Origin of the sequence: Dactylosporangium sp. NPDC000555 (assembly GCF_040300025.1) — a bacterium.
Taxonomy (GTDB): Bacteria; Actinomycetota; Actinomycetes; order Mycobacteriales; family Micromonosporaceae; genus Dactylosporangium.
The window spans coordinates 40,595-55,210 of record NZ_JBEPDB010000062.1; the positions used below are offsets into that span (position 1 = coordinate 40,595).

General features: G+C 72.2%; 8 protein-coding genes. 5 read left to right on the plus strand and 3 right to left on the minus strand.

What is annotated here, in order from left to right; genetic code table 11:
- Positions 1-4 precede the first annotated feature (4 nt).
- On the minus strand, positions 5-847 hold the full coding sequence (locus ABT297_RS30065) for an alpha/beta fold hydrolase (RefSeq protein WP_350555718.1): 843 nt from the start codon (positions 845-847) through the stop codon (positions 5-7).
- Positions 844-2,124, minus strand: coding sequence for a nucleotide disphospho-sugar-binding domain-containing protein (locus tag ABT297_RS30070; RefSeq protein WP_350555720.1), 1,281 nt, complete (start codon positions 2,122-2,124; stop codon positions 844-846). Before ABT297_RS30070 ends, ABT297_RS30065 begins: the two co-directional genes overlap by 4 nt.
- A gap of 206 nt (positions 2,125-2,330) precedes the next feature.
- Here ABT297_RS30070 and ABT297_RS30075 point away from each other — a divergent pair, with 206 nt between their 5' ends.
- Positions 2,331-2,510, plus strand: coding sequence for a hypothetical protein (locus ABT297_RS30075; RefSeq protein WP_350555722.1), 180 nt, complete (start codon positions 2,331-2,333; stop codon positions 2,508-2,510).
- Between the two features lie 39 nt (positions 2,511-2,549).
- Positions 2,550-4,550, plus strand: a complete 2,001-nt coding sequence (locus tag ABT297_RS30080) for an acyltransferase family protein (protein ID WP_350555724.1) — start codon at positions 2,550-2,552, stop codon at positions 4,548-4,550.
- 183 nt (positions 4,551-4,733) lie between these two features.
- Here the strand turns inward: ABT297_RS30080 and ABT297_RS30085 are convergent, their stop codons facing one another.
- Positions 4,734-10,052: a type I polyketide synthase gene (locus ABT297_RS30085; RefSeq protein ID WP_350555726.1), complete on the minus strand. Its 5,319-nt coding sequence runs from the start codon at positions 10,050-10,052 to the stop codon at positions 4,734-4,736.
- 282 nt (positions 10,053-10,334) lie between these two features.
- Between ABT297_RS30085 and ABT297_RS30090 the strand changes: the two genes are divergently transcribed.
- Genes ABT297_RS30090 through rfbH form a run of 3 tightly spaced genes read left to right on the plus strand, consistent with a single transcriptional unit; the run spans position 10,335 to position 14,479 of the window.
- Entirely contained in the window at positions 10,335-12,011 is a 1,677-nt protein-coding gene (locus ABT297_RS30090; RefSeq protein ID WP_350555728.1) for a (2,3-dihydroxybenzoyl)adenylate synthase, read from the plus strand.
- A gap of 19 nt (positions 12,012-12,030) precedes the next feature.
- Positions 12,031-13,182, plus strand: coding sequence for a nucleotide disphospho-sugar-binding domain-containing protein (locus ABT297_RS30095; protein WP_350555731.1), 1,152 nt, complete (start codon positions 12,031-12,033; stop codon positions 13,180-13,182).
- Positions 13,175-14,479, plus strand: a complete 1,305-nt coding sequence (gene rfbH / locus ABT297_RS30100; RefSeq protein WP_350555733.1) for a lipopolysaccharide biosynthesis protein RfbH — start codon at positions 13,175-13,177, stop codon at positions 14,477-14,479. Before ABT297_RS30095 ends, rfbH begins: the two co-directional genes overlap by 8 nt.
- Positions 14,480-14,616: the final 137 nt, after the last annotated feature.

Sequence of the window (14,616 nt, forward strand, 5' to 3'; positions counted from 1 at the left end):
GCGGCTATCCCGCGTGCTGACCCAGGTGCGAGAGCAGTTCCTCGGCGAGCCGCTCACTGGCTTGTTCGGGTACCCAGTGCGAGATGCCGGTGAGCGCCTCGAAGCGGTACGGCCCGGTCACCCACGACTCGGTGCCCAGCGCGGCCGCCGCGCCGACGCCGACGTCCTGGTCGCCCCAGACGTACAGGGTGGGCACCGAGATCGGCCCGGCCTCGACCTCGTCCGGGCGGGTGGCGCGATACCAGTTGAGCGCCGCGGTGAACGCGCCGGGCTCGGACATCCGCGCCACGTACTCGTCGACGCTCGCCTCCGGCACTGCCTGCGCGAGCATGCGCCGCAGGCCTGCGCCGCCGTCGGCGAGCATCAGCTGCTCCGCGGCGCCCGGCTGCCGGAACATCTCGAGGTACGCCGAGCGGCGCCGCTGGTCCTCGTCGTGGCGCAGCGCCTCCGCGAACGGCGCGGGATGCGGTATGGAGACCGCGGTCAGGGTGCGCAGCCGGTCGGCGTGCAGGTCGGCCAGGACCCAGGCGATCGCCGCGCCCCAGTCGTGGCCGACGACGTCGAACCGCACCCAGCCCAGCGCGTCGGCGATCCGCAGCGCGTCGGCGACCAGTTCGTCCATCGCGTAGCCGGCGACATCGGCGGGGCGCACGCCGGGGGTGTAGCCGCGCTGGTTGGGTGCCACGGCCCGGTATCCGGCCGCGCCGAGCGCGTCCAGTTGCCGCTCCCACTCGATCGCGCCCTGCGGGAATCCGTGCAGCAGCAGCACCCCCCGGCCGCCCCGGGGGCCCGCGGCGAGCCCGTCGAACGTGCCGGCCGGTGTCGGGATGTCGATGTGCTCGATCACGCCCGCACCGCCGGGGTGTCACGCAGGTCCCGCGCCTCGCGGGTCAGCCTCTCCAGCACCGGGACCACGTCGTTGGGCGCCGGCACGGCGACCGACTCCAGGCGCAGGCGCCGCGCGTTGCCCCGGAACGCGGGGTCCTCGAGCACCCGGCGGACATCTTCGACGAGCGCGTCCACGCTCAGGTGATCCGCGTCGGCGACGAACAGCCCGGCACCCTGGTCCTGCAAGCCGTTGGCGTGCCCGAGCGGCCCCCACCACTGGAACCCCCAGTGCGTGCCGGGAATGATGAGCTGCGGCACGGCGGACTCGACCGCGGTGGCGAAGGTGCCCGCCCCGCCGTGGTGGATGACGGCCGAGCAGCTCGGCAGCAGGGCGGCCAGCGGCACGAAGTCCACCACGCGTACATTGCCGGGGATCTTGTCCACCGATGCGAGCTGCTTGGCGTTGAAGGTGGCAATGACCTCGGCGTCGATCTCGCCCATGGCTCGCAACATATCGGCGGCGGACGCCTCGGCGCCGCGTCCGTCCCGGTGCGACGCTCCGAGCGTGAGACATACCCGATCGCCCTGCTGCGGCTCGGAGAGCCAGTCCGGCAGCGGCGCCGGCGGGTTGAACGGGATCATCCGTACCGGCACGAAGAGCGGCCCGGCGGGGCGCCACTGCCACGGCGGCATCGGCTCGATCGTCCAGTCGCCGACCGCGACGTCCTCGCCGAACTCGCTGCCCTGGGCCAGGAGGATCGGTTCCAGCCAGTCGCGCAGGGCATCCTCGCCGTCCCGTACGGCGGCGCGGAGCTGGGTGATGCCGTCGGGGCCCATCATCATCCGGGCCTGTGCGACCCCGCACACCTTGGCGGCGACCGGCGCGGCGTAGACCATCTGGTCCCAGATGACCAGGTCGGCGCGCCAGTCCCGGATCAGGCCGATGAGGCCGGCGATCAGCGACGGCGTCGAGAACAGGCCGAATCCCCAGGTCGCGCGGGCGAGCCGGTCCGCCGGGTCGTCGCGCGCGAAGTCCTCCTGGCGCGGCATCTCCTGCCGCTGTCCAGACGGCATCGCGGGCGGCGGCGCGGGGACGTGGCCGGGGTAGAAACCGGGGTTCGGGTTCATCACCTCGCCCACGATCGCCGGGGTGAAGCCCACCGCCATCACGGCGTCGGCGAGGTCCGGCTTGCTCGCGACGAGGACGTCGTGGCCGGCCGTGCGCAACGCCCACGCCAGCGGCAGCATGATGTGCAGGTGCGCCTTGTTGGCATGCGGGACGAACAGGACTCTCATCCGCTCTCCTCCGGGTGACCTCGCGGGACGGCAGGACGTGGTCGTCGTGCCCATCTTTGTGGCCGGCCGCGGCGGTCACATCTTCCACGTTGCCGTACTCCGGCGCGGACGGGCCGGCGGATCCGCACTTTCAAGGATGCGGGGCGTCCCCGCCCGGGGCGACTCTCAAGACCGACAGCGGCCGGATCGACGAGAGAGGCGTCACCATGCCCAAGATCAGCGATAACGAGGACGGCACCCAGACGCTCAGCATCAACTCCGCGGAGCTGCGCGTGGTCAAGCGGCTGCTCGACGAGCACGTGCCCGAGTTCAAGAGGGTGGTCCAGTTCTTCGACGAGCCGCAGGTCCGGGCGACGATCGGGTTCTTCAAGTCCGCTATCAGCTGACACACGGCAAGGGGTGCGGCGATGGAAAGGACGACGATCGTGAGTACCGCCGGCGGCGAGATGGTGGCGGCCGGAGGCCGCGCGACGAACAGAACGGCGGCGATCGACGGCATCCGCGGCCTGGCCGCCGCCGGCCTGATGACCGTCCACGTTGGAATGTTCTCCGGACTGCTGGGCACGAAGGCGCTGGATCCGCCCCGGCCACCCAGCAACTTCCTCGGCGGGTTCTTCGTCAGTGGGCTGCCGTCGTTCATCGGCGTCTTCTTCGTGCTGCCGGCGATGTTCCTCTACCTGCCGCTGGCCAAGGCCATCATCAGCGGCACCCGCCGGCCACCGCAGGGCGCCGGCTTCGTGCGCCGCCTGATGCGGCTGCTGCCGGCCTACTACGCGATGTGCCTGGTGGCGATGCTCGCGCTCAACCGGGGCGCGATCGACGGCGTCTGGTTCTTCCTGCGGCCGTTCCTGCTGCTGCAGGTGTACCTGCCGAGCCCGTTCACCCCCAAGCTCATGAACGGCATGGAGATCACCTGGACCGTGCCCAGCATGGTGCAGTGGTACCTGGCCCTGCCGCTGATCGCCTGGGCGGTGCACCGGTTCGCGGCCCGCGGCGCGACCCCCCTCCAGCGGGCCCGGCGCCTGATGCTGCCGGTGCCGGTCCTCATCGGGATCGGCCTCGCGTGGCTGTTCTTCGTCAAGGCCAACGGCTGGGACAACCGGATTGTCTTCTGGTGGCCGCAGGGCTTCGCACCCACCATCGGTATCGGCATGGGACTGGCCGTCATGCTGGCGCTCTCCTCGGTGTCGCCGGGCGACACGCCGAAGGTGTTCCGCGTCGCGGTGGCGCGGCCGTACCTGTTCTGGCTCGGCGCCGTCGTGGTGTACCTGGTCAACTGCGCCCGGCCGTTCAGCGTCATCGGTATGGATGCCATCTACTCGGTGAGCGGCCTGCTGGTGACCTACCTGATGGTGGCGATGTTCGGTTTCCTGGCGACCGTGCCACTGATCGCCCCCGGCGCGCGGCCGACGCTGGTGAACGCCGTCCTCGGCCTGCGGCCGCTGGCGTTCGTCGGGCGGGTCTCCTACGGCATCTACCTGTGGCACTTCGCGGTGATGCACTTCTACCTGCAACCGGGCAGCATCATCAGCGGCGACACCAGGCCGATCCGGGAGATGTACGGCAAGGTCGGCTTCTGGGAGCTTGAACTGGTCACCTTCGCCGGCTCCCTGCTGTTGGCGACGCTCAGCTTCTACCTGCTGGAGCAGCCGATCGCCGCCTGGGCCGACCGGCGGCTGCGCCGGGCCGGCGGCAGGGCGGCATCGGGCGGCAAGCCGCGGATCGCGGGCCGGCCCGCGGCCGTTCCGGAGGCGACGGTACCGCCGGACCACGCCGCCGCGGCGGAGGCCGTGGCCGACCGCGACGCGATCCGCGCCAACCTGGTCGACCTGGAACGCAGCTTCGGCCGGCAGTTGCTCGCCGGCTCCGAGCTGACCGGCGGCACCCGGCAGCGCTGGGACGCCGCCACGGCGGACCTGACCACGCTGTGGGACCTGTTCACCGCGTACTCGCTCGCCGTGGACGCGGCGGTGCAGGCGCTCGGCGGCGGCCACCGTTCCCCGGCGGCGGACCTGGAGCGTGCGGAAAGCCTGCTGACCGGCGCGTCGGTGGTGCTGAGCGGCGCCCCGCCGCCGCTGGCCGAGCGGCACATCACCGACCGGCGCGAGATCCGGCTCACTCCGGCCGAGGCGGTTACCCGGATGCAGGAGCTGTTCGCGCGTACGGCCGAGGTGGTGAGCGCCGCCGAGACGGTCTGGAACGAGGCCGGCGAGCGGCTGAAGCGGATCGGTGCGCAGCTGGACGAGCTGCCACCTTCTGCCGACGCCGCGGCCGCCGCGGAGCAGTGGCAGCGGCTGCAGGAGCTCCTGCTCGCCGATCCGCTTGCCCTGTGGCGCGGCGGGCGCGTGGACACCGCGGCGATCGACGCATTGCGCGAACAGGTCGCGGCGCTCGCTCAGCCGGCGCCGCCGGCGGCCAGGCGCTAGCGCGCACCCGCCCCAGCCTCGGCATCCGGTGCCGCCCGCACACCCGTGCGGGCGGCACCGTTTGTGTGTGTGCCGCGCGTGGCGGAGGGCCCGTGATCGCCGACCCGGAAACTGGCCCGCCCGCGAAAACGCGGGCCGTACCGCGGTTGCGGTACGGCCCGCGCGGGGCGATCGGCAACTTGGTCAGGAGACCGGCGCCTCCTCGGTCGTGGGCCGCAGGCCGTCGAGCATGTGCGCGGCGAGGGCGACCACCGTCGGCCGGCTCCACAGGATGTTCGGCGGGATCTCCAGCCCGTACCGGCGCTGGAGCCGCACCCGAAGCGCGACCGTCATCACCGAGTCGATGCCGAGCTCCACCAGGGGACGCCGGACATCGACGTCGGCGGCGCCGAGGTTGAGTTCGGCGGCGACCTGCTCGCGGACGTCGGTCACCATCAGGTCGCGCTGCTGCTCGGCCGCGGTGCCGTCCCAGTCGATCGAGAAGCCCTGGGCGTCGCCGTCCGTGCCGCCCGCGTCCGTCGCCGTAAGCTCACGGAACATCGGCATCCGCGGCACGTTCGGCGGCGTGGGCAGCACCCGCAGCACCGCGTGGTACGGCCCGTGGAACCGGTCGGCGAACGCCCACGCCCGCAGCGCCTCGTTGGTCGAGACGGCGTCCAGACCCCGAGCGTTGGCCTCCATCATCGTCGTGCTGATCGTCTCCGACATGCCGACGCCGTGCCATGACGTCCAGCCGTAGCTGGTCGTCTCCGTGTGCCCGGTGGTGAACCGATGCATCGCGAGGGCGTCGAGGAACGAGTTGCCCGCGGCGTAGCTGGTCTGGCCGGTGAGCCGGGCGAACTGGCCGCACGAGGAGAAGAGGACGAGGAAGTCCAGCGACCCCGGAGGGAACATCCGGTGCAGCACCATCGCGCCGTTGACCTTCGACGCGAGCACGTCCTGCAGCCCTCGTAGGTCCACCTTGTCGAGCATGGCGTCGCGGACCACGCCGGCGGCGTGAATGATGCCCCGCACGGGCGGCAGCCCATGCGTGGCGGGATCGAGCGCCGTGGCGATCGCGTCGGCGTCGGTGATGTCCAGCGCCACCGCGCGGACCGTCACGCCGAGCGCCTCGAGCTCGAGAATGCCCTCGATCTGGCGGCGCGTGCGCAGGTCGCGGACCCCGGGCCATTCCGTGCGGGGCGGCAGCCCGCGCCGGCTGGCCAGCAGGATGCGGCGGGCCCCCTTGTCGGCCAGCCACCGGGCGACCAACAGGCCCAGCGCGCCCAGGCCACCCGTGATCAGATAGGTGTCGGTCGGCCGGCACTGCAGCGTCTTGCCGTCCGATGGGCGCTCGATCCGGGCCAGCCGGGCCACCGCGAACCCGTCGCCGTCGACGGAGATGACGTCCTCCTCGCCGGCGGCCCGGCGCAGCACGGTCAGCACCCGCTCACCCAGCCCGGGCCGCGGCCCGGCGACGTCGATGACGCCGCCCCACAGCTCCGGGTGCTCGCCAGCGATGATCCGCGACACCCCCCACATCGGGGCGTGGGCGAGCGCCGACTCGTCGGCCGCGGCCCGGGCACCGTGGGTCAGCGTCCACAGCCGTGGCGACGGGCCCGCGGTCTCGCCCGCGGCGGCCCGGGTCTCCTGGGACTTGATGAGGAGTTGGGCGGTCTGGACCAGCGTCCACGCGCAGCGCTCCGCCGCCTGCTCGACCGGCTCACCGGCGACCGATCGGGCCGGTGCGACGAACACCGTGTCCGCGGTTTCGAGCAGCCCGGGTTCGAGGTCTTCGGGGGTGCCGATCAACTGGCACGCGACGCCCGCCCGGGTGAACTGCCCGGCCAGGTCGTCGGCGAGTTCGCCGGCGCCGACGACGAGCACCCGCCGCATGGTGGTCTCGGCACCGGTACCCGCGGTGAGGTCCAGCGGCCGCCACACGATCTCGTGCACCAGGTCGCGCGGGGCGGCCACGGCGCCGTACTCGTCAGAGATCGGCGAGAAGCGCAGTCCGCGCACCTCGCCGACGACCCGGCCGCGTTCGTCGGCGATCAGCACGTCGACGGTGTCCTCGGGCGAATGGTCGGCGCGCACCGAGTGCACCGTGATCTTCGCCGGCGGCGTGCCGCGGAACACGATCGAGTCGATGTGCGACGACATCCACTGGTGTCGCGCGTACTCCGGGGTGACGAGCACGGCGCTGATGGTCAGCGCGCCGTCGATGACGTGCGCCCAGCTGCCGGCCCGATCCGCGTCCGGCTCGATCGTGAGCAGCGCGAGCTGCTCCCGGTCGTTGCGGCGCAGTTCGTCGACGTCCCACTTGAACGCGTAGCCGCCGACCCCCATCCGCCGGAACATGTCGTCGACCCGGTTCCAGTCCCACTCCTCGGGAGACCGGTCCCGGATCGCGGCGGTGTCCACCGTGACCTCGGGCAGCTCCAGGCTCCAGTCGATGATCGCGGTGGAGTGGGTGATCCACTCGTTCTCCTCGTCGTCGGAGATGCTCCCGTCGTCGCGGGCGACCCGGGTGGACAGCCGCGCTGTGTTCTCGGAGACGACGATCTGCACGACCCGCGGCGGGGTGACCGCGAGCGGGGTGCGCAGCACGATGTCGGACAGGCCGGGCAGCCGCTCGTCGTGGCCGGCCGCCGCGGCGAAGCTGTTGATGATGACGGCCGCCGGGGTGATCTCGACGTCGACCACCTCGTGGTCCTGCGGGTAGGGGCGGGACGACATGTCCAGATAGGTCTGCCAGACCTGGCGCGCCGGCGCGCCGCTCACCGTCATCCGGCCGCCGAGGAGGGTGTGCCGCTCGGGGTCGTGCCCGCCGCCGGGGCCGGCGTCCGCGCTGCGATCCGGGAAGATCCAGTACGGCCGGTGCTGCCAGGCCATCGCGGGCAGGTCGAGCAGCCCGCCGCCGGGGTGCTCGGCCGCCCAGTCGACCGCGACGCCGTGGCAGTGCAGCGCCGCCAAGCCGCGCGCGAGCATCTCGGTCTCGTCGGTGTCGCGGCGCAGGGTACCGGCCGCCAGCCCGTCCGGTACGTCAAGCCGCAGCATCGATTCCCGGATCGAGTGGGTGACCACGGGATGGGAGGACACCTCGAGGAACACCCGGTGCCCGTCCTCGACAGCCGCCGCCACCGCGTCGGCGAACCGGACCGGCTGGCGCAGGTTGGCGACCCAGTAGTCGCTGTCGCGGGCCGCGTCCGAGCGCGGATCGGCCAGCGCGGTGCTGTACAGGATCGATGGCGCGTCGTGCGGCGTCAGCTCACTGGCCGCGGTCGCCACCTCGTCGACGACGGCGTCGACGTGACGGCTGTGGAACGCGATGTCCGTGTCCACTTGCCGCGTCCCGACGCCCTCGGCGCGCCACTGCTCGGCGACCGCGCGCACCGTGTCACGATCGCCGGAGATGACGGTCGAGTCCGGGCTCGCGGCGATCGCGGCGACGACGTCGGTCCGGCCGTCGAGGCGGGCCGCGCACTCGGCGAAGGGGAGCCCGATCATGGCCATGCCGCCCCGGCCCGCCAGGCTGCGCAGCGCCTTGGCGCGGCGGCAGGCGAACCTGGCAGCCTCCTGGACGGCCAGCCGACCGGCGGCCACCGCCGCCGCGATCTCGCCGACGGAGTGGCCGATGACGGCGGCAGGGCGCAGTCCGCGTGCCCGCCAGGCCGCGTCGAGCCCGATCTGCATGGCGAAGGTCAGCGCCTGTACCTCGTAGCTCGCCCACGGCCCGCCGGCCTCCAGGGCCTCGCGCGGTGTCCAGCCCAGCTCCGCCTGGAAGACCTCCGCCAGGGAGTCGACGGCGGCGGCGAACGCCGGCTCGTCGCGCAGCAGCTGGCGGCCCATGCCGGGCCACTGTGCACCGTGGCCGGAGAAGACCCACACGGCGCCGCCGGCCTGGTCGCTCGGCGCCCGCCCGGTCACGATCTGGTGCGCGTGCTCACCTTCGGCCAGCGCACCGAGCCGCAGCGCCAGTTCAGCGGTGGAGCCGGCGACGACAGCCCCACGCACCGTCAGGTGCGAGCGGCGCCGCGCGAGCGTGTGCCCGACCGAGGCGAGCGGCACGTCCGGGTGGTCGCGCAGCCAGTCCGCGGTACCGGCGGCCAGCGCCCGCAGGCCCGCCTCGGACATCGCCGAGATGGGGAACACCACAGGGCCGGCTGGCCGGTGCGGCTCGTCCGCCGGCCGGTCCGCGGCGGGAGCCTGCGCGTGCGGCGGGGCCTCCTGCACGATCACGTGGGCGATCGAGCCGCCGACGCCGTAGCTGGAGACCCCGGCCCGGCGCGGGTGGCCGTTGGCCTGCCAGGGCAACCGGTCGGCGACCAGTCGCAGGCCGGAGTCCGCCCAGGCGAAGTCCGGGTTGGGCGCGGTGTGCAGGCTCGGCGGAATCTCTTCGTGCCGCAGCGCGAGGACGGCCTTGATGACGCCGGCGATGCCGGAGCCGGCCTCGACGTGCCCGATGTTCGGCTTGATCGAGCCGAGCAGGCAGGGGTCGTCCGGCGCGCGGCCGGCGCCGAAGACCCGGGCCAGAGCCTGAACCTCCTCGCGGTCGCCGACCGGGGTGCCGGTGCCGTGCGCCTCGACGTAGTCCACAGTGTGCGGTGCGACGCCGGCCTGCGCGTAGATCCGGCGCAGCATGTGCTCCTGCGCCCCGCCGTTGGGCGCCATCATGCCCTCCGACCGGCCGTCCTGGAACACGCCGCTGCCCCGCACGACCGCGAGGATCGGGTCGCCGTCCCGGCGCGCGTCCGCGAGGCGCTTGAGCACGACGACGCCCGCGCCCTCACCGCGGCCGTAGCCGTCGGCGTCCCGGTCGAACGCCTTGCTGCGCCCATCGGGTGAGGTGGCGCCGGCCGCATCGAGCGCGACGAACAGCGCCGGGGTGGCCATGACGTTGATGCCGCCCACGATCGCCAGCGGCGTCTCGCCGGACCGCAGGCTCTGGCAGGCCACGTGCAGCGCGGTCAGTGAGCCCGCACACGCGGTGTCGACCGCCATGCTCGGCCCGCGCAGGTCCAGGAAGTACGACGTCCGGTTGGCGATGCCGTAGTACGTCGTGCCGTTGACGGCCCACGCGCCGGTGCGCGAGATGTCTTCCAGCAGCCGGCGGCCATAGTCGTTCGAGTTGGCGGCGACGAACACCCCGGTGTCGGTGCCGCGCAGCGAGAACGGCGGGATGCCGGCGTGTACCAGCGCCTCCCACGCCAGCTCCAGGACGATGCGCTGTTGCGGGTCCAGGAAGTCCGCCTCACGCGGCGAGATGCCGAAGAACTCCGCGTCGAACCCCTCGATGTCGGTCAGGAAGGACGCCTGCCGAGTGGTGTTGCGCAGGATCGAGGTGGCCTGCGGGCTGGTCGCCGCGTACGGCTGCCACCGCTTGTCGGGCATTTCGCTGGTACTGCTGCGTCCGGCGGCGAGAAACGCCCACAACTTGTCCAATGAGTCGAGGTCCGGCGCGAACCTACAGCTCATTCCGACGATGGCTATCGCGTCGGCAAACTCCGCGTCGTCGCTCACATCGCGCTCCTCTCCAAGTCACCCGACCCGGCTCGACGGATCATCGACCGGCGTGTTGTCGCGTGGATTGGGCACATCGTGGCTTCGAGGGGATCTGACCGGCATCTCTGGAAATGCGCAGCAGCGGTGAGGCCGGTGCCGGTCGTCGACGCTCGGGACGACAGCCCAGGTCGGCGGCCGCTTCGCCGTTGCGCGCTGTCCCGCATTTCAAGAGAAGCGTGCGCGCAGTCCAGGCTGATACCTCTTGTTCGGGATAGCGCGGCTACCCGGAGGAGGCCCGTCATGTTCACAAGCAACGCCGATCCAAGCCGCCTCGGCATGGTGCCGTGGCCCGACGATGCGGTCGCGCGCTACGTGGCCAAGGGCTACTGGGCGGGACGTTCCCTCGGCGAGCACCTCGCCTCCGCGGACGTGGACCCCGACGAGATCTGCCTCGTCGACGGTGACGTCCGGCTGTCCCGCCGCGACCTGATGTCGCGTGCCGACGGCGCCGCCGTGCGGCTGCGTGAGCTCGGCCTCGCCCCCGACGACCGTGTCGTGGTGCAGCTGCCCAACTGCTGGGAGCTCGTCGTGCTGATGACGGCCTGCCTGCGGCTGGGCGCGATTCCGGTGATGGCGCTGCCCGCGCACCGCCGGCGGGAGATATCCACCGTCGCCCGGCACGCGCAGGCGACCATGCTGGCGGTGCCCGACGTGTCCCGGGACTTTGATCTGCAGGCGATGGCGCACGAGGTGGCCGCCGAGACGCCGACCGTGCGGCACGTCCTCGTGCTCGGCGACACCCGGCCGGGCGGCGTCGACCTGCGGGCGTTGTGCGAACCGGCGCACGACCCGGTCGTGGCGGGCAAGGAACTGGACGCGATCGCGCCGGACGCCCGCGCGATCGCGTTGTTCTTCCTGTCCGGCGGTACGACGGGCATGCCCAAGCTCATTCCCCGCACCCACAACGATTTCGCCTACATGGCCACGCAAGCCGCGCGGATCTGCGGTGTCGGCCCGGGCAGCACCTACCTCGCGGCGCTGCCGTTGGGGCACGGCTTTCCGCTGTCCGGACCCGGTGTCTTCGGGACGTTGATCGCCGGCGGGCGAGTCGTCATCGCCGCCTCGCCGGCGCCGGAGCGGGCCTTGCCCCTGATCGAGTGCGAGCGGGTGACGATCACCTCGCTGGTGCCCGCCGCGATCGGGCGATGGATCGAGTACCACGAGACGAACCCGGGCACCGACCTGAGCTCGCTGCGGCTGCTGCAGTCCGGCGGCGCCCGGCTGCCCGACCAGGTCGCGGTCCGCATCACCCCCGTGCTGCGCTGCACCCTGCAGCAGGTCTACGGCATGTCCGAGGGGTTGCTGTGCCTGACCCGGCCCGACGACCCCGAAGAGGTCATCCGCCACACCCAGGGCCGGCCGGTCTGCCCCGACGACGAGCTGCGGCTGGTGGACGACCAGGGGCGCCCGGTGGGCCCGGACGAGCCCGGCATCCTGCTCACCCGGGGCCCGTACACGCCCCGGGGCTATTACCGGGCCGAGGAGCTCAACAGACGCGCGTTCGTCGATGACGGCTGGTACCGCACCGGGGACATCGTGTGCATTCGCCGGGACGGCAACGTCGTCATCGAGGGCCGGGACAAGGACGTCATCAACCGAGGCGGCGAGAAGATCCCCGCCGAGGAGGTGGAGCACGCCGCCTACCTGTCCGGCGGCGTCCGGCTCGCGGCGGCGGTCGCGATGCCGGACCCGGAGCTGGGCGAGCGGATCTGCCTCTACGCGGTGCCGCACGCCGGGCACACCGTCACCTTGGACGGCGTCCGGGCGGCCATGTCGGCCGCCGGAGTCGCCGGGTTCAAGCTGCCGGAGCGGCTGGTGATCGTCGAGCACCTCCCGTTCACCAACGTCGGCAAGGTCGACAAGAACGCGCTGCGTGCCGACCTCCAGCAACGGCTGGCCAACGCAGTACCTTCCTGACAGCAAGGGCGGAGCGAGCATGCGTTTCCTGTTCTCCACGGCACCGCTGCACGGCCACCTCTATCCCCTGGTGCCGCTCGCGTGGGCTTGCCGTGCCCGGGGGCATGAGGTCCTGGTGGCGACCACCAACCATTTCGTGCCGGCCGCGCAGCAGACCGGCCTGCCGGTGGCTGGCTGTGGACCCGGCTTCGACCTGTGGGAGCTGGCCGATGCCGGCGCCGCGTACGGCGTCGCCGACGCGCCGCGCGACCACGGCGAGGTGCTGGCGCTCATGGCGTCCAGGAACCTCGCCGGCACACTGTCCATCGTGGACCAGTGGCGGCCGGATCTGGTGGTCGCCGAACGGTCGGAGTACGCCGGTCCGGTCGCGGCCGCAGCCCGCGGCATCCCGTACGCCGAGGTGCACTGGGGCGTGTCGGAGCTCGTCGAGTACCGCGCCGCGGCGCGCTCGCGCCTGGCGGATCCGCTGCGCGAGCATGGGCTGACCGGGTTGCCCGAGCCCGCCGCGGTGTTCAACCCGTGGCCGCCGAGCCTGCGCCAGAGCTACGCGATGGACCACCTCGGCCTGCGGCACGTGCCCTACGACGGCGCCTCGCCGGTCCCGGACTGGATGCTGAGCCCCGCCGACCGGCCGCGGATCTGCCTGACCCTCGGCACGATCCTGCCGCACCTGGCCAAGGACAATCTGACCAGCTTCGTGTTGGACCTGCTCGACGAGCTGGCCAGGCTGGGCGTCGAGGTCATCGTCGCCGTCGATGACGAGTTCGCGAAGCGGCTGCCGCGGGTGCCGTCCGCCGTCCGCCACGTCGGGCGGGTGCCGCTGTCCCAGGTACTGCGGACCAGCCAGATCCTGATTCACCACGGCGGGCAGGGCAGCAGCCTCACCGCGCTCGCCTCGGGCTGCGTCCAGGTGGTGATGCCCAAGTTCGACGACATGTTCGCCAACGCCGACGCGGTGGTGGCGTCGGGCGCCGGCCTGAGCGTGCCGTTGGACAAGGCGACACCGGACGACGTCGCCGGGCTGTGCCGGGAGCTGCTGGCCGATCCGGGCTTCGGCGCGGCCGCGCTCCGCGTGTCCCGGGAGATCCAGGCACAGCCGGCCCCGGTCGACGCGGCCCGCGTGCTCGAAGACCTCGCATCGCGATCACGGAGAGGAACCGCAGATGAATGACCGGAAGGCGCAGTTGCTCGAGGAGGTGCGCAAGTACCACGAGGAGGTCTCACCCGTCCGGCTGTTCGTGCCCGGCGAGACGGAGATCTGGCCGTCGGGGGCGTACCTCGACGCCGACGACCGGGTGGCGCTGGTGGAGGCCGCCCTGTCGATGCGGATCGCGGCCGGCCAGAGTGCGGAGAAGTTCGAATCGGCCTTCGGGCGCCGGATGCAGCGGCGCAAGGCCCACCTGACCAACTCCGGGTCCTCGGCGAACCTGCTGGCCGTGACGGCGCTCACCGCGCGCGAACTCGGCGAGCGCCGGCTGCGCCCCGGCGACGAGGTCATCACGGTGGCGGCGGGCTTTCCGACCACGGTGAACCCGATCCTGCAGAACGGCCTGATCCCGGTCTTCGTCGACGTCGAACTGGGCACGTACAACACGACGGCGGAGAAGGTGGCCGCGGCGATCGGGCCCCGCACCCGGGCCATCATCCTGGCGCACACGCTGGGCAACCCGTATGAGGTCGAGGAGATGGCCGCGCTGGCCAAACAGCACGACCTGTTCCTCATCGAGGACAACTGCGACGCCGTCGGCTCGATCTACGACGGCAAACTCACGGGCACGTTCGGCGACCTCGCCACGGTGAGCTTCTATCCCGCGCACCATCTGACGATGGGTGAGGGCGGCTGCGTGCTCACGTCGAACCTGGTCCTCGCGCGCGTCGTGGAGTCGCTGCGGGACTGGGGCCGCGACTGCTGGTGCCTGCCGGGCAACTCGAACACCTGCTACAAGCGGTTCAAGCACCAGCTCGGCACGCTGCCGTACGGATACGACCACAAGTACACGTACTCGCACGTCGGCTACAACCTGAAGGCGACCGACCTGCAGGCGGCCCTCGGCCTGACGCAGATGGCCAAGCTCGACGACTTCGTGGCGATCCGCAAGCGCAACTGGCGACGCCTGCGCGAACAGCTGGACGGCCTGCCGCACCTGCTGCTGCCCGAGCCCACCCCGCGCAGCGACCCGAGCTGGTTCGGTTTCGTCATCACGGTGCTGCCCGGCGCGCCGTTCACCCGGCCGCAGCTGGTGCAGTTCCTCGAGGACCGCAAGATCGGCACTCGGCTGCTGTTCGCCGGCAACCTCACCCGCCACCCGGCGTACCAGGATCAGCCGTACCGCATCGTCGGTGGGCTGACCAACACCGACATCATCACCGAGGGCACGTTCTGGGTCGGCGTCTATCCGGGACTGACCGACGAGATGGTCAGCTACATCGCCACGTCGATCCGCGAGTTCGTCACGCGGCATCGGTGACCGGCACATAGAAACGGCCCCATCGCGATCGCGATGGGGCCGTTGCATGTGTTCGCCGGCTACTGGGCCTTGTTGTCCGCGAGCGCCGGCTCGGCCGGCGGGGCGGGGTCGGCGGCCGGCTGTCCCGCCGATCGGAA